The sequence below is a fragment of the Pedobacter sp. 05T44 genome, assembly GCF_056395985.1.
The window spans coordinates 126811-149133 of the sequence record NZ_JBFTKO010000008.1 but is presented as its reverse complement, the minus strand read 5'-3'; the positions used below and the strand labels follow the sequence as shown (position 1 = coordinate 149133).

Here is a 22323-nt window from a genome sequence, read left to right as displayed (position 1 = left end):
TGTTATATTTTTGCGTAATCTTCTTGTTTAACACTATCAAATTTCTCTAAAGACTCAATGTATTCTGCTACATGTTCTTTTTCAAGATGTCCTTCTTTAATCTGCTCCAGTTTAGCTTGCTCACTTGCACTCTTAAGTAATAGTTTTACCTCTGCTATAGCAATAGAAGGCAATACTCTTAAGAACAATAAGAACAACGTAAAGAACACACCTATTGATCCTACGAACACACTTACGTCAACCCAAGATGGATAGAACATAGCCCAGCTCGATGGTAGGTAATCACGGTGTAATGAAGTTACAATGATTACGAAACGCTCAAACCACATACCTATATTTACTACAATAGATAAGATCCAGGTAGCTGCAATACTGGTACGGATCTTTTTGAACCATAACAACTGCGGAGAAATCACGTTACATGTCATCATCATCCAGTATGCCCACCAGTAAGGTCCTGTTGAACGGTTGATGAAAGCATATTGCTCATATTCAGAACCTGAATACCAGGCAATGAAGAATTCTGTTAAGTAAGCAACACCTACGATAGATCCGGTTAAGATAATGATTTTATTCATCGACTCAATGTGGAACATGGTGATGTAGTTCTCAAGACCTAATACTTTACGTGCAACCAATAATAAGGTTAACACCATTGCAAATCCTGAGAAGATCGCCCCTGCCACGAAATAAGGAGGGAAGATTGTAGTGTGCCATCCTGGAATTACCGAAGTTGCAAAGTCCATAGATACAATCGTGTGTACCGAAAGTACCAGAGGTGTAGAGATACCAGCTAAGATGATAGATACAGCCTCAAATCGTTGCCATGTCTTAACGTTTCCAGCCCATCCGAATGACATGATTGAATAAACTTTACGTCTTAATCCGGTTGCACGGTCACGAATAGTCGCGATATCAGGTAAAAGACCTGTATACCAGAATAAAAGCGATACCGAGAAATAAGTAGAGATCGCAAACATATCCCAAACTAGTGGAGAGTTAAAGTTAACCCAAAGTGATCCGAACTGATTTGGTAAAGGAAGTACCCAATATGCTAACCATGGTCTACCCATGTGAGATACAACATATGTAGCCGCACAAATAACGGCAAATATGGTCATCGCCTCAGCAGAGCGGTTAATAGAGTTACGCCAGTTCTGACGGAAAAGTAATAATACCGCCGAAATCAACGTTCCTGCGTGACCAATACCTACCCACCATACGAAACCGGTAATATCCCAGGCCCATCCTACTGTTTTATTTAAACCCCATGCTCCGATACCGAACCAAAAGGTATACCCCACAGCTACTACCCAAAGGGTAGCACCGCAAAGTGCAATTATAAATCCAATCCACCATGCCCTGTTAGGCTTATTCTCAACTGGCATTAAAATATCGTCCGTAATTTTTGCATACGTGATATTCTTGCCGGTGATTAATGGTTCTCTTAATATTGATTCGTTATGTCCTGACATAATTTATTTTCTTTAATATCAGCTTACGCTTGTACTGTTGTATCTGTATTTCTAATTTTTGTCATATAACCTATACCCGGTTGTACGTTTATCTCTTCTAAAACATAGTAAATACGTTCACTACGTAATGCTTTAGATACTTCCGAGTTAGGATCGTTGCCATCTCCAAAGATGATTGCATTGGCAGAACAAGCTTGCTGACAAGCCATTTTGATATCGCCATCTTTTAACGGGCGTTTTTCAATTTTAGCTTGTAATTTACCTGCTTGAATACGCTGAATACACATAGAGCATTTCTCCATAACACCTCTTGAACGCGTAGTTACATCAGGGTTAAGAACCAACTGAGTAAATTCATTATTCAAGTAGTTATCGAAGCGTGAATCATTCCAGTAGTTAAACCAGTTGAAACGACGCACTTTATATGGACAGTTGTTTGCACAATAACGTGTACCCACACAACGGTTATAAGCCATGTGGTTCAAGCCATCTGATGAGTGTACTGTTGCCAATACCGGACAAACAGTCTCACAAGGAGCATGATCACAATGCTGACAAAGCATTGGCTGATGAACTACAGAAACGTTATCAAGGTTATCTAAATGAGCAATTTCTTTCTCTTTAGTTACTGAATTGATGCCATTTCCATGTTCGCCATGAGCATGTGCCTCTTCTGCATGACCTTCACCTTCAACATTAAAGCTGTAATAACGGTCAATACGAATCCAGTGCATCTCTCTACGTCTGCGTACCTCTGTTTTACCTACAACCGGAATGTTATTTTCCACGTTACAAGCAACAATACAAGAACCACAACCAGTACAAGCATTCAAATCGATTGCCATAACCCAGTTGTTACCTGGCTTCTCATATTTATCCCACAGATCGTAAGTTTTATGCTTTGCGTGGTCATTACCTGAACCAGCAGCGGGATTCTTTTTATATTCTGTAAAAGTAGCTTCGCGAATAATATTTCTACCCTCAAAAGAGTGGTGAGTTTGCGTTTGAGCCAGCTCTTCAGTTTTTCCTGTTCCAGAAAGCTTAACGGTAGTTGCATACTTAGAAGTACCATTAGTAAAGCTTACAAATGGATAAGCATTTTTTCCAACGTTATCTCCAGCTTTACCAACCTTTGTACGTCCGTAACCTAAAGCAACAGAAGCTGTTCCCTGAGCTTGTCCTGGCTGAATAAGCACAGGTAACTCAATTTCATAACCTTTATCGTCTTTTATCGAAACAATATCAAACTCTTTAAAGCCTAATTCTTTAGCAAATTTAGGTGCTAAGGCAATGTAGTTATCCCAGGTTACTTTAGAAACAGGATCAGGTAATTCTTGTAAGAATGCATTGTTTGCATGTTTACCGTCTCTCATCGGAATACTTTCGTAAACCTGTAACTCGATATCTTTAGCTAAAGCCTTACTGTTATTTACAATCGAAGGTATTACAGCTGCAAGCGATAAGCTAAATGTATATGTGCCGGCAGGTTTCAATGCCGAAGCAAAAACCCCTGTTTGCAATACATCTTGCCATGTTTTACCTAAAGCAGGTAAAATGCTTTTTTCCCAGTTATTACGTACATACTGATAATATTCTTTAACCGGACCGTTAGACCAGATTAAAAGACTTTCCTCAGCCTGACGTGAGTTAAACACAGGGTTAATGGTTGGCTGTACAATTGAATAATATCCTTCATATGCGTTAGCATCACCCCACGACTCTAAATAGTTATGGTTAATGGCAATTACATTACACAATGTTGAAGTCTCATCTTTTCTGTCAGAGAAAGAAACTTTTAAACCAAMTTTAGCTAATCCATCAGTAAATCCTTTAGCATTTGCAACGTCATAAGCAGGGTTGCTATCTAAGAAAAATACTGCAGCAACCTCACCTCTGTTCATTTCGTTGATAAACTCAGCAAATTCTGCGTCATTACCAGCGTAACGTTTACAAGGGTTATCAAGATCTATAGTAGTACCGTAGCTACCAATTGCCGAGTTAATTGCATTTACCAATATTTGGGTAGATACATCATTCGAACCTGAAACTACAAGTGACTTTCCTTTATTTTGTAATAATTCTTTAGCTATTAATTTAAGTGCTTTATCAGCAGTAACATTATTAGGTAAAGCAGCACCAGCTAAAGCGTTTCCGGTAATTGCATTATATAAGGCAATTAAAGCAGGTCCTTCTTCTGATAATTTAACCGGTACACGGGTATCTGCGTTTGTTCCTGTTAAGCTCATACCAGCTTCGAATTGGAAGTGGCGAGACATCTTACCAGCTTTCAAAGATTTGTGATCTCTGTTCGAAACGTACTGTGAAGTAAATTCTTCTCCGCTAATCCAGGTACCTAAAAAGTCTGCTCCGAAACTTACAATCAGATCAGCCTTATCAAAGTTATATTTAGGAATAACAGCTTTACCAAAGCTATTTTCATTTGCTTTAATAATACCTGTATAAGAAACAGCATCATACTGAACATGCTTAGTAGTTGGATAAGCAGTTGTAAAATCAGCAACAACCGCTTTAGTAGAGGGGCTGCTTACTGAAGATGAAACAATACGAATTTTCTTTCCTGAAGCCTGAGCCTTATTTAACTCTGCCTGTACAAACTTATCTATCTCAGCCCAGTTACTCTCTGCATCTTTTAATACAGGAGCTTTAAGTTTTGAAACATCATAAAGATCCAATACAGAAGCCTGAGCCTGAGCATCAGTACCACAATTAAACGTTCCTGCATTAGGATTTGGTTCAATTTTAATTGGTCTTCCCTCTCTTGTTTTAACTAAAACACTTTGTCCGTTAAAACTTGAAACATAATAGTTCGGTATACCCGGAACTACCTCTTCAGGTTTAACCAGGTAAGGAATTGATTTGTGAACAGGAGCAGTTTGACAAGCTGCCAGCGTTACCGCACCTAACCCAAAGCCTAAAGCCTTTAAAAAGTCACGGCGTGGAGTTACTGTACTTAACCCTGCTTCATTTAAAACATCTTCTATTGGAAGTGGCTCAGCAAATTCGTTTTTGTTATTTTCAACAAAATCCGGAGTGTTTTTATACTCTTCTAAGCCTTTCCAGTATTTTTTATTGCTTTCCATTTAAGCTATATTACTGTTTATCGAACGTTCTTTTTATTAAACTCTAATTAATAGTGGCACTTACCACATTCTAAACCACCCAAAGCTGCAGGAGTGATTTTCTCACCTTTCTTGATTTTCTCATGCGCTTCAATAATCTTATCATAGAATGCATTTCCTTTAACTTCAAGTTTGGTGTCTTTATGACAGTTAACACACCATTTCATGGTAAGTGGAGAGTATTGATATATCTCTTCCATTGTATCAACCGGACCATGACATGCAAAGCAAACAGGCTCATTAGGTTTCAAACCTTTCTCTTTTCTGATAGCTTCTTCACCTACAACTACGTGTTGAGAGTGATTAAAGTAAGCGAAGTCAGGAAGGTTGTGAACACGAACCCATTCAACTGGTTTTTCTTTTGAGTGATCATAAGTCATAGTTGCCGGATCATATCCAAGGGCAGTATAGATCTTTTGAATCTCTGGTGAAATCTCGCCATCATATTTCTCTGTTGCCTGCACTGATTTGTGACAGTTCATACAAACATTCAAAGATGGAATGGTTGAGTTTTTCGATTTAAATGCACCAGCATGGCAATACTGACAATCAATTTGATTGGTACCTGCGTGCAGCTCATGCGAGAACTTGATCGGTTGTACCGGTTGGTAACCAGTATGAACACCTGTATCCCACATACCCATCCAGCCAAATGAACCTAAGGTTATAATTAAGCCCAGGATGAAGAAAAATACAAATTTCTTATTCTTAAATAATCTTTTAACACCTGTACCTAAAGAAACGCTATCTTCTTCCGCAAGAACAACTCCTTGTTTTTGAAGTATCAAACGCTCTAACATTTTTATCGCACGACCTAAAACGATCAATACAATAATAGATATCAGGATAATTGCGGCAACCCCTGCGATTGAAAAACTGGAAACACCTTCAGAAGCACTTTCTGTTGCTGCTTTATCTCCTTCTTTCTTAGGCTCACCTGCCTTAGCGTAAGCTATAATGTTTTTAATTTGATCATCAGTCAAACGTGGAAATGTTGTCATCTCCGCAGCTGAGAACTTAGAAGCCTCTATGGCTTGCTTGTCTCCTGCATCAACTAACGCTTTCCAGTTTCTGATCCACTTGATTGCAAAAGCTTCATCAAGCTCATTAAGTTTTGCTGTTAATGCCGGACCAGTACTGTTACGATCTAACTGGTGACAAGAATTACAATTATCCTTAAATAGTTTGCGGCCCTCTACTACATCTTGTGCCTGTGTTGCAGAAACGATTAAAACAGATAGAGCCGTAAACATGAATGCCGACTTCCAAACTCTTCTAACGATCAATGAGATATCCCTCATAATGAGTATTTTATGCTATTTTTTAAAAAACTTTATAAACGCAATTGGCTTTTAAACTTAGGTCCTTCACCAAAACGTCCACAAAAGTAAAATTTATTAACTTACCAATGACAAATAAATGACAGTAAATACAATTTATAATCAATCTAAATAGTTCGTTTTTTATGCTTTAAACGACGAAAATCAGCATTTTTTTAAAAATCACTGATTCCATTTTAAGTCCTACTTTCAAAGCAGGACTTGTTAATTTAAATTACATTTTTAATATCCACGCAAAGATCAGTGGCGCCACTATAGTCGCATCCGATTCTACAATGAATTTCGGTGTATTTATATCCAACTTACCCCAGGTAATTTTTTCATTAGGAACTGCCCCTGAATATGAGCCGTATGAAGTTGTCGAATCAGAGATCTGACAGAAGTAACTCCAAAATGGAATATTCTCCATTTCCATGTCCTGATACAACATTGGAACCACACATATAGGAAAATCTCCAGCTATACCACCGCCTATCTGAAAGAATCCAATTCCTTTACCATCGCTGTTTTTGATATACCAATCTGCTAACCAGCCCATGTACTCAATACCACTTTTCATGGTAGTTGCTTTAACTTCTGATTTCATCACATATGAGGCAAAGATGTTACCCATTGTAGAATCTTCCCATCCCGGAACAACAATTGGCAAATTCTTTTCTGCCGCTGCCAGCATCCATGAATTCTTAGGATCAATTTCATAATATTGTTCCAAATCTCCGCTTAACAACATTTTATACATAAACTCATGCGGGAAATAACGTTCTCCTGCATTGTCTGCATCTTTCCAGATTTTATAAATATGTTTTTGCAATCTGCGAAATGCTTCTTCTTCAGGAATACAAGTGTCGGTAACACGATTGTAATGGTTCTCTAATAAATCCCATTCATCCTGAGGGCTCAAGTCGCGATAGTTAGGAACTCGTTTATAATGTGAGTGCGCAACAAGGTTCATAATATCTTCTTCCAGATTCGCGCCTGTACATGAAATAATTGATACTTTGTCCTGACGAATCATCTCAGCCAGTGAAATTCCCAATTCTGCGGTACTCATCGCGCCAGCTAGCGTGATCATCATTTTACCACCTTCATCTAAGTGCGTTTCATATCCCTTAGCTGCATCCATCATTGCGGCTGCATTAAAATGGAGATAATTGCGCTCCATGAATTGAGATATAGGTCCTCTTGTTGTACTCATTTTGATCTTAATTTTGTTGCCGCAAAAATAGGCAAATAATCTTAATGCCCTAATTGTACTTCACCTCTCCTTAAAAACCGGTACGACTACCTGTCTTATCTAAAGCAAGATTCTATCTTAACAATACAAACAACACTGTTTTTCTTCTTATAACGACCTTTTCTCATCATGTAAAAATCTAGTTAGGATAAGTTCCAAACTTTAGGATTCAATTTCAAACACTGGCCTTAAAGTTGCTAGGCAGAACTGATAATTAAATTTTTCTACTATTTTAGGCCAATGAAGAGAATTTCCCTGTGCACCGTATTTGTTTTAATAGCCCTAAGTTCAATGGCGCAAAAGAAACTAATAGAGCGCTATCTATCTAATAAAACAGATTCCTCACGCAGGCCTAGTTTTATGCCCGTTCCGGTTTTTAGATATACACAAGAAATAGGCCTTGAATTTGGCATTGGTGCACTCTATTCTACTTATCTAGACAGGAAAGACCTTACAAATCGCAGTTCAAATTTTTCAACTGTGCTTTCTGCATCTACTAAGGGCCAATATAACATCTCCTTGAAAGGAGATGTTTGGACAAAACAAAACACGCATCACTACATTGCTGAAGTGCGCTTTAAAAGAATGCCCTTCGATTTTTATGGTGTAGGCAATGAAACTCTTGAGGCAAACGAAGACAGACTCATTCAAGGCTATGTTAAAGTTGGCCTAGAAGCCGAAAAATTACTCCTACCTCATATGTACAGTGGTTTATCTCTTGGCTTTGAAAACTATCATTTTACCGATAAAGAAGTGGGAGGCATTTTTACCACCGACCAAACACTAATCCACAAAATAGGAGGTTCTGTATTCTATGCAGGAATTTCCCAGACATATGACACCAGAAATTCTAACAACTATACAACCAAAGGCTTTTACGGAAAGGTAACCTATCAATATGCACCAGACTTTTGGGGAGGAGAGAATTTCACAGGAAGTTTAATAAAAGCCAATGTTCGCAATTTTTGGTCCTTATCGCCCAAATTTGTCATCGGGGTAAATGGATTATTCCACTCTGTGCAAGGCAAGAACATACCCTTCTACTTATTACAACAAATGGGTAACGACGAAATAATGAGGGGCTACTATACCGGGCGATACAGAGAAAGGAATTTACTTGCCGCCCAGGCAGAGTTACGCTATCGTTACAACAACAGGTTTGGCGCTGTCATATTTGGTGGCGCAGGACAAGTATTTGATAATGGCGACCTATCCATCAAAAGTTTTAAACCTTCATATGGAGCTGGTGGGCGTTACTTCTTTGATCCTGAAAAAGGATTAAGTGTACGCGTTGATTATGGTATTGGCGAAAAACGCGCAAATGAAAAACGCCAAACCGGTTTTTACATCAGTTTAGCTGAAGCATTTTAAAACTTTATCTTAAAGTGCTCCTTAGCCTGTCCTTTTCTAAAATAAACCAACCCTATCCAAAACAAATCAATTGTAACAACAACCTCCGGGTGATTCTTAATTTCTTGCCAGGCTTCCTTCATTCCTTTACTCCAATATATATCATCAAATATGAGCAGGGAGTTTTCATGAATCTTAGGTAAGCACCAATTGAAATAATTTAATGTAGCCTCTTTTCTATGATTACCATCAATGTAAACAAAATCAAGCTTTTCTGCTTTAGTTATAACGTCAGGAAGTAATACATCAAAATTTCCAACCTGCAATTCAACATTTTCAAGATCCAGTTCTTTAAAATTATTATGCGCAACTTTCGCAGTTTCCGGACAACCCTCAATTGTAATAACATCTGCTTCAGGACAAGCTTTCGATAAATAAGCCGTAGTTATGCCTAAACAAGTACCTAGTTCAATAATAGCTTTAGGATTATTGTCTTTTGCTAAACGATAAATCAATTGAGCCAAAGCAGGATTCTTCAATGCGTTCTTCGCAATCTGACTTACCTTCTTTGTTCGGTTCTTATTTAAATGAGAACCTGCACCCAGATCGGTCACAGTTACTAATGAATCGTCATTGAAAAGTTTTTTTCTCTGCGCTTCAATGCTTTTATATTCACTTTTAGACTTAAAATCGTAAATTACCTCATCCGTAAGTTTATAAACAAATGGGGAATGGGTACCATGCCTGCTTTTAGAGGTAAAGCGATGCTTCAGATAATCACTGATAAAGTTAAAAACCATAGCCGCAAAAATAGGCATTCAAATTTGTATGTTTAATGGAAAACATTAAAGAAATAACTGCTTTAGTAAAACTTCTTGATGATCCCGATCAGGAAATCTATCAACACGTTGAGGGACGACTGCTTGAATATGGCAATGAAGTCATTGACTACCTTGAAAATGCCTGGGAACATTCATTAGATTCTTTGCTTCAACAAAGGATAGAAAATATTGTACATAAGATACAGTTTTCAAATGTCAAGGAAGATCTTAATTTATGGTATCAAAGCGGAGCATTTGATCTGTTACAAGGGGCCTTAGTCATTAACCGCTATCAATATCCTGATCTTGATGAGGATAAGGTGATTCTTCAGATTGAAGAAATCAAAAGAGAAATCTGGTTAGGATTGCAATACGAAATGAGTTCTATTGAAAAGATAAAACTCATCAACCATATCTTTTATAACATTTACGGCTTTAGTGGAAATACAAAAAACCACCACGACCCACAGAATTCATATATAAACCAAGTACTGGAAAGTAAAAAAGGCAATCAGATTTCGCTTGCCATCATCTATTCTACACTTGCGCAAAAACTGGATATCCCTGTATATGGCGTAAACCTGCCTCAGCATTTTATTTTAGGATATATAGACGAAAGTAAGCGCGAAGAACAGGAATTTGGAGTTCTTTTTTACATTAACGCATTTAACAAGGGGGCCATATTTGGTAAACACGACGTTGATCAGTTTCTCCGACAGCTAAACCTCGACCCTCTTCCAGGATTTTACGCACCCTGCAGCAACGTAGAGATCATCAGGCGTGTTATCCGCAACCTGATATCTGCTTATGAGAATCTGGGTTCAAAAGAAAAGGTTGAAGAGCTTAAGGAATTACAGGATATTCTGGCAAATACTGAGCTTTAAATTATAGAAACTTATTACTTTTCATCCAATTCGTCAGCCGCTCAAACCAGTCGTCTGATGTGGTTTTGTTATTCAAACCAAAACCATGTCCGCCACCTTGATATAAATGCATCTCTGCCTTAACCTTGTTAGCCACCAATGCCTGATTAAAAATAATACTATTTTGTACCGGCACACCGTTATCATCATTAGCATGAACTAAAAATGTTGGTGGTGTTTGTGGCGTTACATGTTTCTCATTGGAAAAATATTCTTTTTGTGCCTGCGTTGCATTAGCACCTGCCAGATTATTTGCAGAACCTGTATGTGGTGATTCAATAAATGAAATAACCGGATAAATTAAGATAGAAAAATCTGGTCTCAGGCTAAGCTTCTCTTTATTCTCAATTTTCACATCATTGTAGTGAACCGTTAATGTCGAAGCAAGGTGGCCACCTGCAGAAAAGCCCATAATACCAATTTTTGCTGGATCAACGTTCCATTTATTAGCTTGCCCCCTTACCAGATAGATAGCCTGTTCTGCATCCAGCAATGGCCCAAATGATTTATCAACCATTATTGCATCATTAGGTAAGCGATACTTCAGCACAAATGCAGCTACACCTATATCATTAAATCGCTTTGCAACATTATACCCCTCATGATTAATAGCCAAAATACCATAGCCCCCGCCCGGGCAAATGATAACAGCTGCTCCAGTAGCCTTTTCCTTTGAAGGTAAAAATACAGTAAGCGTTGGTTCAGATACTTTACTGATCCGTATAATTCCGTCATCTCCAACAGGAGCGGTCTCTTTAAAATCTGCAGGTGCTGGTTTTGATCCCGGTATTACGCCGGGATATAATTTAACTATTTCCTGAGCATTCAAATTAGCTGTACACATCAGTATCATTAATAACGAGGTAAAATATTTCATCTTTAAAATTCCATTAAGTATGCTTTTAAAAAGTTGTTTATATCCCCATCCAGCACAGCCTGCGGGTTTGAGGTTTGGTAATTGGTCCGATGATCCTTCACCCTCCTGTCATCCAGCACATAACTCCTGATCTGCGAGCCCCACTCTATCTTTTTCTTACTTCCTTCTACCAAGGCTGTAGCTTCCATACGCTTGCGCATCTCGATCTCGTAAAGCTGCGATTTCAATAAGCGAATAGCATTTTCTTTATTCTGAAGCTGTGAACGCGACTCCTGATTCTTAATAATGATTCCCGAAGGTTTATGATATAAACGAACTGCAGTTTCTACCTTGTTTACATTCTGGCCCCCGGCACCACCCGACCGGAACGTTTCAAACTCTATCTCCGAATCCTTTACTTCAATTTCTATGGTGTCATCAACCAGTGGATATACATAAACCGAGGCAAAAGAAGTATGTCTTCTCGCATTGGAATCAAATGGAGAGATTCTGACAAGGCGATGTACCCCATTTTCTCCCTTTAAATACCCATAGGCGAATTCACCCGAGATTTCAATTGTAACTGTTTTAACACCCGCTACCTCACCTTCCTGGTAATCCTGCTCACTTACCTTGTATCCATTTTTCTCAGCCCACATTAAGTACATACGCATTAACATATAAGCCCAATCGCAGCTTTCTGTACCTCCGGCACCCGCGGTAATCTGCATTACTGCATTCAGCTGATCTTCTTTGGTTTTGAGCATATTTTTCAGCTCCAGATCTTCTATGGCATTTACACAGAGATCAAACTGTTCCTGCATTTCTGCTTCAGTGGCATCTCCGCTCTGCCAGAAGTCGAAAAGCACTTGGGTATCTTCCATCAGGCTGTTGGCGTGCTGCCAGCCATCAGTCCACACTTTTTTCGAATTGATTTCAGCAATATGTTTTTCTGCTTTCTTTGGGTCGTCCCAAAAATTTGGTTGCAGGGTAAGCTCCTGCTCAATACGAATATCTTCTAATCGGTTTTCAACGTCAAAGGTACCTCCTCAGCGACGCTACTCTGTCCCTTAAATCCTGAATTTGTTCTTTAGTCATAATCACAAATATATAATATAAAACACAAATGGCTACTTAAACAATGTTTAAATAGCCATTTGTTAAAAGAGGGAGAATTAATTAAAAAGCCCCTTTAGTTTATCTACAATTCCATCTCCTTTACCCTCTGCCCCAGTCGCACCATCATTATTTCCTGTAAACATTCCTGTAATATCCGACAGATCGAATTTACCATCCGGCCCTGCAAGGTTACCTAATACGTCTTTAATATTAAATGAATTATCATTTGGATCGTTAGTTTTATTTACAAATTTTTCCATTATTGTAGGAATAATAGAAGCAGCAATACTTTTTGCAGATTCCATGTTGATACCCAACCCCGCCAGTTTTTCTGTAAAACCGGATGACGCCTGATCAACAACTGAACCTGTACCTCCATTTTTAAATGTATCTACTAAACCTCCAATATCTCCTGATGACAGCTTTTCTTTAAGCGCATCAATAATAGAACCTGATGCGGCTTCAATTGCTGCGTCATTTTGCTCATTCGGAACTGCACTATTATTCACAATAGCGTCCTGAACATTTTCTGTTACCAATTGTTTTAAATTTTCAATCATAGCTAGTTTTTTTATGGCAATGGATTGCCTATTATATTTAAATATAGCTAAAATAATTCTCTTGTATGAACTTCCGATGAAACTATGTTTATCATTAAAATATTAAATCTCTGCAATCAAATTTTGTGAAATAAAATAAACCGCTACATTTACAAAAACACTAATTATTATGCTTCCAACAGTAAACTTTACAGAAACCGCCGCTTACAAATACCTGGCCGATCACTTTATTAACATCAATGAAAAAAGCTTAAAACAGCTATTTGCAGAAGATGAAGGCCGATTTGAGAAATTCTCCTTAATATTTGAAGATATCTTGGTCGACTATTCGAAGAACCGAATTGACGATACCACTATAGCTCTGCTCATTCAATTAGCCAGAGAATGCAAATTAGATGAAGCAATAAAGGCAATGTTTAGTGGAGATAAAATTAACCAGACAGAGGGCAGACAAGTATTGCACATCGCATTACGCGAACCTGCCGACGGTGAAATTTTAGTAGATGGCAAAAACGTTGTTAAGGACGTCCATCAGGTGCTTTCAAAAATGGAAAAATTCAGTAATGCCATCATTTCCGGAAGCTGGAAAGGCTATACTGGCAAAGTGATAACTGATGTTGTTAATATTGGTATTGGAGGTTCTGATTTAGGCCCTGTAATGGTTACCGAAGCTTTAAAGGCATACAAAAATCATTTAAACATGCATTTTGTATCAAATATAGATGGCACCCACATTGCAGAAACTTTAAAACAGGTTAATCCTGAGACTACATTGTTCCTGATTGCCTCAAAAACGTTTACTACGCAGGAAACCATGACCAATGCAAATACTGCAAGAAGCTGGTTTCTGGAAAAAGGTGCAAAAGCTAATGACATTGCAAAACACTTTGCTGCCTTATCAACCAATGCAAAAGACGTTTCTGCTTTTGGAATTGATACTGAAAACATGTTCGAATTCTGGGATTGGGTTGGTGGAAGATATTCTCTATGGAGTGCAATCGGATTACCAATTTCATTGAGTATAGGTTTCGATAACTTTAAACAATTATTAGCTGGAGCACATTCCGCAGATCAACATTTTGAAACTTCAGAATTTGAGATCAATATCCCCGTTTTATTAGGTCTTATAGGCGTTTGGTATATCAACTTCTTTAATGCCGAAACTCAGGCCATTTTACCTTACGATCAATACATGCACCGCTTTGCGGCTTATTTCCAACAAGGCGATATGGAAAGTAACGGTAAACATGTAGATCGAAATGGAAATGATGTAAACTATGAAACCGGCCCAATCATTTGGGGTGAGCCTGGTACGAACGGTCAGCATGCCTTTTATCAATTAATACACCAGGGAACACGCTTAATCCCTTGCGATTTTATTGCCCCTGCACAAAGTTTAAACCCTATCGGCGATCATCATCCAATTCTTTTATCGAATTTCTTTGCTCAAACAGAAGCTTTAATGAATGGAAAAACCAAAGAGCAGGTAGTTTCAGAACTTAAAAAAGAAGGTAAGTCAGACGAAGAGATTGACAAACTGGCGCCATTTAAAGTATTTGAAGGTAACAGACCGACCAACTCTATCTTATTAAAGAAAGTTACACCATTTAGCTTAGGAAGTCTTATAGCTATTTATGAGCATAAGATCTTTGTACAAGGCATTATATGGAACATCTTCAGCTTTGATCAGTGGGGTGTTGAGCTTGGTAAACAATTAGCAAAAAGTATTTTACCTGAACTGCAAGACAATAATGATGTTTCTTCTCATGATGGATCTACAAACGGATTGATCAATCAATACAAAGCCTGGAGAAGTTAAGTATTGAACACTTAGTTTGTGTATTTACTTAAATGATCACATTAAACCTTTTAATGTTAATTTATTCTAACCCAACAGAGTAGCATGATCATATTTTATGATTAAAAAGGTTTAATGCTATTTTATTTGTAAATTGAGATATAAAACACATTTAAAGTAAATCATCATGAAAACGCTTAAAAACACATTACTGTTGGTTATCATGTTCATCGCGATACAGGTTTCTGCCCAAACGGATAAAGAAACCACCGCAAGACTGGTAGAAGCCAAAACTTTGGTATTTAACGCTACAACAGCATTACCAATGGCAAATATGGATCTTAATAAGGTTCTCCAAAGATTTCCGGGAGGGCAGGGAAGCGGAGCAATTCAGCTTAGTGGATCCCAATATACGCTAACAATAGCTAAAGATAGTGTAGAAGCATATTTACCTTACTACGGCAGGGCATACAGTGCAAATTTAAATCCTAACGACTCAGGCATTAAATTTAAATCTAAAGATTTCACCTACAAAACCGAGAAAAGGAAAAAAGGTGGCTGGCTAATAACCATTAGACCAAAAGACACCAAAGATGTACAATCACTTACGCTAAGTGTTGGAGAAAAAGGATACGCAGTGCTTAACGTAACCAGTAACTACAGACAAGCCATTGCATTCAACGGCTTCATTAGCGAGCCCGTTGCAAAGTCTAATAATGCACCTGCTAAATAATTAAAGAATAGCGTTAGTTCTTTTTTACAGGAACTAACGCTATTTCAAATAACTTCGGCCATTTCTTTCCTGTAACAAATAGACGCTTATCTTGTTTATCCCAGGCTATACCGTTTAAAACATCATTTAAAATACTATCTTCTGTTTTAAAGTATCCCTTTGGCAACAATCCGCTCAAGTCTATTTTCTTCTCAACAATCCCTGTATTAGGGTCGATTACTACTAAATAATTGTATTGATAAATATTTGCGTAGATTTTTCCGTCTATATATTCAAGCTCATTAATAGAATCAACTGCCCCAAGGTTATCATAAACATCAATTACACGTTCATCTTTATAGGTATCCTTATTCATGAAATAAAGTCGGTTTGTACCGTCAGACATGATCAACTGCTTACCATCATAACATAAACCCCAACCCTCTCTGCTGGTTTGATAAGGAAATGTTCCAATTTGTTTAAAGGTCTTGGCATCATATACAAACCCGGAATTCGCTTTGTAGGTTAACATTACAATCTTATCGTCTACAAGTGTAGATCCTTCTCCAAAATATTGCTTGTCAAGATCTATCTTTTGCACAGCCTTGCCAGTTGCTAAATCTACCCATCTTAATGTCGAGAAACCGTTCTCACCAGTACTTTCCAGTAATCTCCCATTATGGTATTCCAGTCCCTGAGTATATGATGAAGTATCGTGCGGATAAGTCTTAACAATTTTATAAGTTAGCAGCTCAGGGTTTAATCCCGACCTTAACACAATATTAATTGTCGAAGTATCTTTTTTACTCCCATCATCAGTTATTGCTGTAATTATCTTATATCCTACGGCCAGTCCTTTTGTTTTTATACTTATGGCCTCTGTGCCGTTCTTTGTTTCAACAGTTTTACCATCTACCTGGTAAGTAACTGATTTAATCTGGTTGTCTTTTGGAACATCGAGTTCCACTTTTACCTCATCACCCAAACCAAACATTTGCCCTTGTTCGGGTGCTTTAAACCCAACTACAGAAACAGAAGGTTCATTCTTACAAGAAAAGATAAATGAAACGCTAAATAGTAGAGAAAGGATTGGTATTACCTTAAAGAAATTGGTGTTATTTTTAACTTGGCCAGAATGCATCTTCAATATGATTAATTTTATAAAGGTGTTTATTTTCAAAAACAATTGCAATAATATCGAAACGAATTTCACCTTGGTTGTTATTCATTTCAATGTAGGCAGATGAAGCATACTCAAGTTGTCTTTCCTTCTTAATGCTTACAAAATCTTCAGGCTCACCATAATCTGTCGAACTTCTTGTTTTTACTTCAACAAAAATTATTGTCCCTTCCTCATTAGCTATAACGTCAACCTCCGCTCTACCGTACATCCAGTTCATTTTTAGTATCCGATAACCCAGATTTTCTAAATACTCTTTAGCAATATCTTCTCCTCGTTTACCTAAATCGTTGTGACTGGCCATTACTTTAATATAACAGTTCCAAGGTACTTAGAAATATCCCGCTCTACACCCTTTATCATCATGTGGCGCTGCATCAAAATCTCCTGGTTTACCGGGTCGGTTTCACTTGCAAGTTCTTTTGTAATATCGGTAAGCATCTTGCCAATTTTGTTCTTTTTAAGATGATAGAGCCCACCAAAAATTGTTGCTTTTAAGTTTATGCTCTCATCTCTAACATAAATATTATGTCTGTTTTCCCAATTCTCGCTTAGTGAATAGGGTGAGGTTGATAATGTGATGGCAAGATCAACAATCCGCCTGTCTCCACTTTTAATAAACTGACTGGCAACCGGCAAATGACCGTTCTCTATTTCTTCTCTGTATGTGTCAATAATGAGTTTACATATCTCATCCTCAAAAGTAACATCAGCTAAGTTCTGTATAATAAAAGAACCAATATACATATTGTCAATCTTATCCCAGGTAACCAGCTCATGACCAAATGCCAGTAGTAGCCGAATGATCTCGCGTTCCTGTATTAGATTTGTATCCGCTGTTTCTACCTGCTCTGCAGGTCCGGCCGACTCTCCAGGGTTCTCAAACAGATTATCAGGCGGCCCATCTTGCTGATATGGGTTTTGTTGGTATTGCGACTGCTGAGGTTGGTTGCCCCCACTTGTTTTTTTAAATTTGGCGGCCCTGATTTTATTCAGTTCAGAAAGCAATATCCTTTCTTCAACCTGCAACAAACCACTGCATTCTCTAATAAAAACAGAAGCTTTAATGTCGTCAGGTATTTTAGCGATACTTTCTACAATATCCCTAATAATACCTGCCCTTTTTATAGGATCAGTCCCAGCCTCTTTTAACAGGATGCTGGCTTTATACAGAATAAAATCCTTACGGTTATTTTCTATGTACTTTTTAAACTCTCCCGAACCAACATGATGCATGTAAGAATCAGGATCATGCCCATCCGGAAAAAGCACAACCTTAACGTTCAATCCTTCTTCAAGGATCATATCTAAACCTCTCAGAGAGGCTTTAATACCCGCAGCATCACCATCATAAAGAATGGTAACATTTTCCGAGAACCTACCAATCAGCCTTATTTGTTCGGTAGTTAATGATGTTCCCGACGAGGCCACCACGTTTTCTATGCCGGCTTGGTGAACAGCTAAAACATCTGCATAACCTTCAACCAGATAACAGTTATCTGCATCTCTAATTGCCTTCTTTGCATGAAACAAACCATAAAGCACGTTAGATTTATGGTAAATATCGCTTTCCGGTGAGTTTACATATTTAGGAACATTTTTATCTGTTTTTAATGTCCTGCCACCAAAACCAATTATCCTTCCGGTAAAATTATGAATTGGGAACAGCACCCGACCTCTGAAACGGTCATACAGCCTGCCTTTATCATTCCTGATTGCAAGGCCCGTTTTCTCCAGATATTCTTCTTTATGACCTGCTCCAACAGCACTCTGGATCAAAGCATCCCAGGCATCGGGCGAATAACCCAATTGGAATTTCTTTAAAATATCCTCTCTAAAACCACGCTCCTTAAAATAACTTAGGCCAATTGCCCGGCCATCCTCACCTGTCCACAGCTCATTGGCAAAGTAATTTGCAGCGTACTCAGAAACGATGTACAAGCTCTCGCGGGCATTCTGTGCTTCTATATTTTGAGGCGACTGAACAGTCTCCTCTACTTCGATATTATATTTATTGGCCAGAAATTTAAGTGCCTCCGGGTAGGAGTACTTTTCGTGGTCCATAATAAAGTGAACAGAATCGCCCCCTTTACCACACCCAAAACACTTATAAATCCCCTTGGCCACCGACACGTGAAACGAAGGGGTTTTCTCATTGTGAAATGGACAATTTCCAATTAAACTTGAGCCACGCTTCTTTAGAGTCACAAAATCACCAACCACCTCCTCAATACGAGCGGTTTCCGTGATTTTGTTTATGGTATCCTGATCAATCATTCCCTATTATTTATCCTCTCTTCCAAATGCAGCAAAATGCTGAAATCTATTTTACCAATGGCAATAACTTTTCTGCTAAAGTCTGATTGCCCTTTTCATTCAAGTGCACGCCATCAGAAGTTAAAATTCCTTTGTCTTTATCTTCGGTATTATGCTCAGCGTTATAAGTCTTAAATATTGCTCTCAAATCACAAAGTGGGAGGTTATTCTTAGCAGCGAGTTCTCTTATAGCACCAGAATACTTATCCAAATCTCCATCCATCTCATTTACGCCATTCTTTTTCTCACCAATTACTGCCGGGGTACAAAGAACAACCTTGGCACCATTTGCCTGAATCTTATTTATCAATGCCTGATAGAACTTAATAAACTTATCGTAATCTGTTCCTGTTCTGCTCGACTGCTTGTGCCATACATCATTAACCCCTATGTAAATTACTACCAGATTTGGTTTTTTGTTCAGCACGTCTTCTTCCATTCGAAGATAAAGGTCATATACCTTATTACCACCAATGCCTGCACCTATAACCTCGTATTTTGCAGGGTCAAGCGCCTTTTTTATTAGGTCAACGTACCCACCCGGCTCAACGCCGGCCTGAGTAATAGAATCTCCAAAGAAGATGATCTTTTTGGGTTTATTATTCATAGCAGAGAAAAGTAATACCATAAGAAATGCAGACAGTAACGTCAGTGATTTGAAGTAAGTTTTCATTGTTATAATCTTTTAAAAATAAAAGCTTAAAGAGCTTCTTACGAAGTTAAAAAATTACTTTCCTTTTCCAAGGTGATAATCCTTATGTACAATTAAAAAGCTGGCGCGTTCTTCCTTTTTTAAAGGATAGTCCCAATTCCCCTGATAAGAGATTTTGGTGGGCAGTTTCTCGTCGCCGAAATAACTGGTTTCGATATTCATCTGCACATTAAAATCAAACAGCATATTGCTGTATTTCATATCTACATAACGGCCCAGTATTTCGAAAGTGCGCTTATCAAAAATAGTAGTAAGCTCCTTTATCATTAGGCCTTCTTTGGTTCCGTTGCTTAAATCCTTCTTCACCGTCACCTTAAAACGGTATACCGGAATTGAATCCAGATATGTCCCGCTGTAATAGCTGTAATCGTAATACTGTCGCATATTAGCAGTAAAAATTTCTGTTTTACTACCAATAAAAGGCAAGCCTTTAATTGGTTTTCCCGGAGCAAAGATCAATGTTTTTAATTTATCCTTATACCCTGCATTTGCACCATCTGCCTTTCCTCCCTTTGAATCTTCTTCCGAAAATTCAGTTTTGTAAGCATTCATAAAGATGTAGTCAAACATTTCAATCGTATACAATTGGTATTTGCCATTCTTTCTGTACACCTTTCCGGTATCCTGTTTTGCAAGGTATACCATCTTTTCGGGGCCTTCATTAGTATGTTTGATCTTGCGATAGATCCGCCCGTCTACCTTATTTTTCTTATTATAAGTATAGATGTTGTTCTCTGCAATGAAATTATACTTCTTCATATTTCTGAAAGCCTTATAAAAGCTTTCATCAGTAATAATGGCGTTAATAAAAGTCTCTACACCAAATTTCTGAGCAGAGATATTTACGGCCGAATCAAGCTGTATGGTTTTAATAGTATCTGGATTAAAACGATCTATTTCCTGAGCAGATCCTTTTAAAGTAATTCCAACTAGTACAGCTAACCAAAGTATTTTCTTCATCTATTCTAATTATGTAGTCGATCGTCAAGCGTTCGTAATCCTGGTTTGGTAAGCGCTCGTCATTCTGAATTTATTTCAGAATCCCGTTTGAGCAGGTTTTGAGTAGTATGTCCGAGATCCTGAAATAAATTCAGGATGACGAGTGCACTAGGATAACGCATATAACATGATACTATTAATTACCCAGCTGCTTAAGCGCAACATAAGCCATCAATCCTGTAGATGTCTTTAGTGCATCTTCATCAATATCAAAGTTAGGCGTATGAACAGAATAGGTAGTTCCTTTTTCTTTATTTCCTGTTCCTAATCTGTAAAAGCAAGCGTCTGTAACTTGCGAGTAATACGCAAAATCCTCTGCAGCCATCCATATATCCAGGTCAACCACATTCTCTTTACCTAAATAATCTTCAGCAAAAGCACGCGTATTAGCTGTTAACTTCTCTTCATTTATCAAATAAGGATAGCCGTCCATAATTCTAAAATCACAGCTTCCACCCATACTTTCGGCAATTCCTTCGGCCATTTTTTTCATTAAGCGCTTTGCTTCTTTGCGCCATTCTTCGTTTAATGTTCTAAAAGTACCTTCAATTTTCACCTCATTAGGGATAATATTCGTTGCCCCGTTGGCTTGTACTTTTCCAAAAGAAAGGACAGAAGGTAATCTTGGATCTGCATTTCTGCTCACAATCTGCTGCAATGCAATAATAATATGAGAAGTGATCAATACAGGATCTATATTTTGATGTGGCTGTGCACCATGCCCGCCCTTTCCATGAACCGTTACATACAATTCATCGGTAGATGCCATATAAATACCTGAACGGAAGCCTACTTTACCGGTATCAATTAGAGGCATCACATGCTGCCCAACTATCGATTGCGGCTTAGGGTTTTCAAGCACCCCCTCCTTAATCATAATACTTGCACCACCGGGCAAAACCTCCTCGGCAGGTTGAAATATCAACTTAATAGTACCTCCAAATTCAGCCTTTAAGCTATTCAGGATATAAGCACTACCTAATAAAGAAGAACTATGTACATCGTGTCCGCAAGCATGCATTACGCCGGGATTTTTAGAAGTATAAGGTTTCTCATTAGCTTCCAATATAGGCAAGGCGTCCATATCAGCACGCAATGCAATGATGTTATCAGATGGAAGATCTCCCTTAATAATTCCTACAACTCCTGTATTGGCCATATCAGAAAAAGGAATACCCCAATCTGTTAAATGCTTTTTAATATATGCTGAAGTTTCAAATTCCTTAAAGGAAAGTTCCGGGTTGGAATGAAGGTGCTGACGGTAGCCAACAACCTGTTCAAAAATATCATTTGAAAGTGCCTGTATCTTATCTTTCTGGATCATCGTTGTATTCTAAATTAGGTGCATTAATCTTTTCCCTGAATATAAATAGCGTAGGAAAATTACTTCTTAGTTCGTTCATAAATCGCTGAGCTTCCAGGCGCGTCCGGAAATCTCCTACCCTTAAATAGTAGTTAGGCTCTTTATAAGTGATGTAAGTATTAACTGCTGGGTAAAGTGAATTAAATCTTGATTGCTCATTAAAAACCTGTCTTCTGTCTGATCCATAAAATGCCTGAACCCTATATCCCATCTGCGATACCACTGGCCCCGGCTTATAGGGTACAGTCCCCGTCCCTGGCTCCTTTGTATTTAACGCAATGCGTTTTGCTATTAAGCTATCTATCATTGGGTCCTTAATTATAGTTACCTGACCCCTGGTTTGAGCAAACAGACCAAAATAGGAACAACAGAATAACGCAGCAAATAGTAGTTTCATGAACAAGGCTTTAAAAAAAGAATGCCGA

19 protein-coding genes are annotated in these 22323 nt (G+C 38.1%); 4 read left to right on the top strand and 15 right to left on the bottom strand.

The genetic code is table 11. The annotated features are described in order from the left end of the window. Nucleotides 1-2: 2 nt before the first annotated feature. From nrfD to AC1DDK_RS14385, 4 genes are all read right to left on the bottom strand, one after another. Nucleotides 3-1475, bottom strand: coding sequence for an NrfD/PsrC family molybdoenzyme membrane anchor subunit (gene nrfD, locus AC1DDK_RS14400; RefSeq protein ID WP_048907762.1), 1473 nt, complete (start codon nucleotides 1473-1475; stop codon nucleotides 3-5). Between the two features lie 23 nt (nucleotides 1476-1498). Further along, entirely contained in the window at nucleotides 1499-4576 is a 3078-nt protein-coding gene (locus tag AC1DDK_RS14395) for a TAT-variant-translocated molybdopterin oxidoreductase (RefSeq protein ID WP_477633958.1), read from the bottom strand. Between the two features lie 47 nt (nucleotides 4577-4623). Beyond that, entirely contained in the window at nucleotides 4624-5916 is a 1293-nt protein-coding gene (locus AC1DDK_RS14390; protein WP_246269619.1) for a c-type cytochrome, read from the bottom strand. Between the two features lie 253 nt (nucleotides 5917-6169). Then, nucleotides 6170-7150: a deoxyhypusine synthase family protein gene (locus AC1DDK_RS14385; RefSeq protein ID WP_068887856.1), complete on the bottom strand. Its 981-nt coding sequence runs from the start codon at nucleotides 7148-7150 to the stop codon at nucleotides 6170-6172. Nucleotides 7151-7429: 279 nt separating this feature from the next. Between AC1DDK_RS14385 and AC1DDK_RS14380 the strand changes: the two genes are divergently transcribed. Next, entirely contained in the window at nucleotides 7430-8560 is a 1131-nt protein-coding gene (locus tag AC1DDK_RS14380) for a BamA/TamA family outer membrane protein (protein WP_288883630.1), read from the top strand. Here the strand turns inward: AC1DDK_RS14380 and AC1DDK_RS14375 are convergent. Further along, nucleotides 8557-9357 (bottom strand): O-methyltransferase, encoded by an 801-nt coding sequence (locus AC1DDK_RS14375; RefSeq protein ID WP_477612047.1) that lies wholly within the window; start codon nucleotides 9355-9357, stop codon nucleotides 8557-8559. The two genes, AC1DDK_RS14380 and AC1DDK_RS14375, sit on opposite strands and share 4 nt — an antisense overlap. 17 nt (nucleotides 9358-9374) lie before the next feature. Here AC1DDK_RS14375 and AC1DDK_RS14370 point away from each other — a divergent pair, with 17 nt between their 5' ends. Beyond that, nucleotides 9375-10244: a transglutaminase-like domain-containing protein gene (locus AC1DDK_RS14370; protein ID WP_048907765.1), complete on the top strand. Its 870-nt coding sequence runs from the start codon at nucleotides 9375-9377 to the stop codon at nucleotides 10242-10244. Between the two features lies 1 nt (nucleotide 10245). Here AC1DDK_RS14370 and AC1DDK_RS14365 read toward each other — a convergent pair whose 3' ends face one another. From AC1DDK_RS14365 to AC1DDK_RS14355, 3 genes are all read right to left on the bottom strand, one after another. Then, nucleotides 10246-11160: an alpha/beta hydrolase gene (locus tag AC1DDK_RS14365; protein ID WP_288883634.1), complete on the bottom strand. Its 915-nt coding sequence runs from the start codon at nucleotides 11158-11160 to the stop codon at nucleotides 10246-10248. 2 nt (nucleotides 11161-11162) lie between these two features. Then, nucleotides 11163-12237, bottom strand: a protein-coding gene (prfB, locus tag AC1DDK_RS14360) for a peptide chain release factor 2 (RefSeq protein ID WP_152542455.1) whose coding sequence is annotated in 2 segments (ribosomal slippage) — nucleotides 11163-12176 and nucleotides 12178-12237 — 1074 coding nt in all. Because the reading frame shifts where the segments join, the coding sequence is not laid out codon by codon here. A 77-nt stretch (nucleotides 12238-12314) separates the two neighbouring features. Continuing rightward, complete coding sequence (locus AC1DDK_RS14355; protein WP_288883637.1) at nucleotides 12315-12818, bottom strand: DUF937 domain-containing protein; 504 nt, start codon at nucleotides 12816-12818, stop codon at nucleotides 12315-12317. Between the two features lie 169 nt (nucleotides 12819-12987). Between AC1DDK_RS14355 and pgi the strand changes: the two genes are divergently transcribed. Together pgi and AC1DDK_RS14345 are read left to right on the top strand one after the other, a co-directional pair. Continuing rightward, nucleotides 12988-14637: a glucose-6-phosphate isomerase gene (gene pgi, locus AC1DDK_RS14350; RefSeq protein ID WP_288883638.1), complete on the top strand. Its 1650-nt coding sequence runs from the start codon at nucleotides 12988-12990 to the stop codon at nucleotides 14635-14637. A 166-nt stretch (nucleotides 14638-14803) separates the two neighbouring features. Then, nucleotides 14804-15349, top strand: coding sequence for a DUF4251 domain-containing protein (locus AC1DDK_RS14345; RefSeq protein WP_288883640.1), 546 nt, complete (start codon nucleotides 14804-14806; stop codon nucleotides 15347-15349). Nucleotides 15350-15362: 13 nt separating this feature from the next. Here AC1DDK_RS14345 and AC1DDK_RS14340 read toward each other — a convergent pair whose 3' ends face one another. The 7 genes from AC1DDK_RS14340 to AC1DDK_RS14310 all read right to left on the bottom strand — a co-directional run bounded on the left by AC1DDK_RS14340 (nucleotide 15363) and on the right by AC1DDK_RS14310 (nucleotide 22295). Then, nucleotides 15363-16469: a glutaminyl-peptide cyclotransferase gene (locus AC1DDK_RS14340; RefSeq protein ID WP_172661732.1), complete on the bottom strand. Its 1107-nt coding sequence runs from the start codon at nucleotides 16467-16469 to the stop codon at nucleotides 15363-15365. Further along, complete coding sequence (locus AC1DDK_RS14335; protein WP_172661734.1) at nucleotides 16450-16812, bottom strand: YraN family protein; 363 nt, start codon at nucleotides 16810-16812, stop codon at nucleotides 16450-16452. Before AC1DDK_RS14335 ends, AC1DDK_RS14340 begins: the two co-directional genes overlap by 20 nt. Next, nucleotides 16812-18785, bottom strand: a complete 1974-nt coding sequence (gene dnaG, locus AC1DDK_RS14330; protein WP_172661735.1) for a DNA primase — start codon at nucleotides 18783-18785, stop codon at nucleotides 16812-16814. Before dnaG ends, AC1DDK_RS14335 begins: the two co-directional genes overlap by 1 nt. A 46-nt stretch (nucleotides 18786-18831) precedes the next feature. After that, nucleotides 18832-19431 (bottom strand): SGNH/GDSL hydrolase family protein, encoded by a 600-nt coding sequence (locus AC1DDK_RS14325; protein WP_288883644.1) that lies wholly within the window; start codon nucleotides 19429-19431, stop codon nucleotides 18832-18834. 120 nt (nucleotides 19432-19551) lie between these two features. Continuing rightward, nucleotides 19552-20496 carry a hypothetical protein gene (locus AC1DDK_RS14320; protein WP_288883646.1) on the bottom strand — a complete coding sequence of 315 codons (945 nt, stop codon included), beginning with the start codon at nucleotides 20494-20496 and terminating at the stop codon, nucleotides 19552-19554. A 175-nt stretch (nucleotides 20497-20671) separates the two neighbouring features. Beyond that, nucleotides 20672-21859: a M20 metallopeptidase family protein gene (locus AC1DDK_RS14315; protein WP_288883648.1), complete on the bottom strand. Its 1188-nt coding sequence runs from the start codon at nucleotides 21857-21859 to the stop codon at nucleotides 20672-20674. Further along, complete coding sequence (locus AC1DDK_RS14310; protein ID WP_288883650.1) at nucleotides 21843-22295, bottom strand: SPOR domain-containing protein; 453 nt, start codon at nucleotides 22293-22295, stop codon at nucleotides 21843-21845. The genes AC1DDK_RS14315 and AC1DDK_RS14310 overlap by 17 nt, the downstream gene beginning before the upstream one ends. Between the last annotated feature and the right edge of the window lie 28 nt (nucleotides 22296-22323).

Excerpts from the sequence above, each read along its gene's own strand:
- nrfD (WP_048907762.1), bottom strand. The coding sequence starts at position 1,475 with ATGTCAGGACATAACGAATCAATATTAAGAGAACCATTAATCACCGGC.
- AC1DDK_RS14390 (WP_246269619.1), bottom strand. The coding sequence starts at position 5,916 with ATGAGGGATATCTCATTGATCGTTAGAAGAGTTTGGAAGTCGGCATTC.
- AC1DDK_RS14385 (WP_068887856.1), bottom strand. The coding sequence starts at position 7,150 with ATGAGTACAACAAGAGGACCTATATCTCAATTCATGGAGCGCAATTAT.
- AC1DDK_RS14380 (WP_288883630.1), top strand. The coding sequence starts at position 7,430 with ATGAAGAGAATTTCCCTGTGCACCGTATTTGTTTTAATAGCCCTAAGT.
- AC1DDK_RS14375 (WP_477612047.1), bottom strand. The coding sequence starts at position 9,357 with ATGCCTATTTTTGCGGCTATGGTTTTTAACTTTATCAGTGATTATCTG.
- AC1DDK_RS14370 (WP_048907765.1), top strand. The coding sequence starts at position 9,375 with ATGGAAAACATTAAAGAAATAACTGCTTTAGTAAAACTTCTTGATGAT.
- AC1DDK_RS14365 (WP_288883634.1), bottom strand. The coding sequence starts at position 11,160 with ATGAAATATTTTACCTCGTTATTAATGATACTGATGTGTACAGCTAAT.
- AC1DDK_RS14355 (WP_288883637.1), bottom strand. The coding sequence starts at position 12,818 with ATGATTGAAAATTTAAAACAATTGGTAACAGAAAATGTTCAGGACGCT.
- pgi (WP_288883638.1), top strand. The coding sequence starts at position 12,988 with ATGCTTCCAACAGTAAACTTTACAGAAACCGCCGCTTACAAATACCTG.
- AC1DDK_RS14345 (WP_288883640.1), top strand. The coding sequence starts at position 14,804 with ATGAAAACGCTTAAAAACACATTACTGTTGGTTATCATGTTCATCGCG.
- AC1DDK_RS14340 (WP_172661732.1), bottom strand. The coding sequence starts at position 16,469 with ATGCATTCTGGCCAAGTTAAAAATAACACCAATTTCTTTAAGGTAATA.
- AC1DDK_RS14335 (WP_172661734.1), bottom strand. The coding sequence starts at position 16,812 with ATGGCCAGTCACAACGATTTAGGTAAACGAGGAGAAGATATTGCTAAA.
- dnaG (WP_172661735.1), bottom strand. The coding sequence starts at position 18,785 with ATGATTGATCAGGATACCATAAACAAAATCACGGAAACCGCTCGTATT.
- AC1DDK_RS14325 (WP_288883644.1), bottom strand. The coding sequence starts at position 19,431 with ATGAATAATAAACCCAAAAAGATCATCTTCTTTGGAGATTCTATTACT.
- AC1DDK_RS14320 (WP_288883646.1), bottom strand. The coding sequence starts at position 20,496 with ATGAAGAAAATACTTTGGTTAGCTGTACTAGTTGGAATTACTTTAAAA.
- AC1DDK_RS14315 (WP_288883648.1), bottom strand. The coding sequence starts at position 21,859 with ATGATCCAGAAAGATAAGATACAGGCACTTTCAAATGATATTTTTGAA.
- AC1DDK_RS14310 (WP_288883650.1), bottom strand. The coding sequence starts at position 22,295 with ATGAAACTACTATTTGCTGCGTTATTCTGTTGTTCCTATTTTGGTCTG.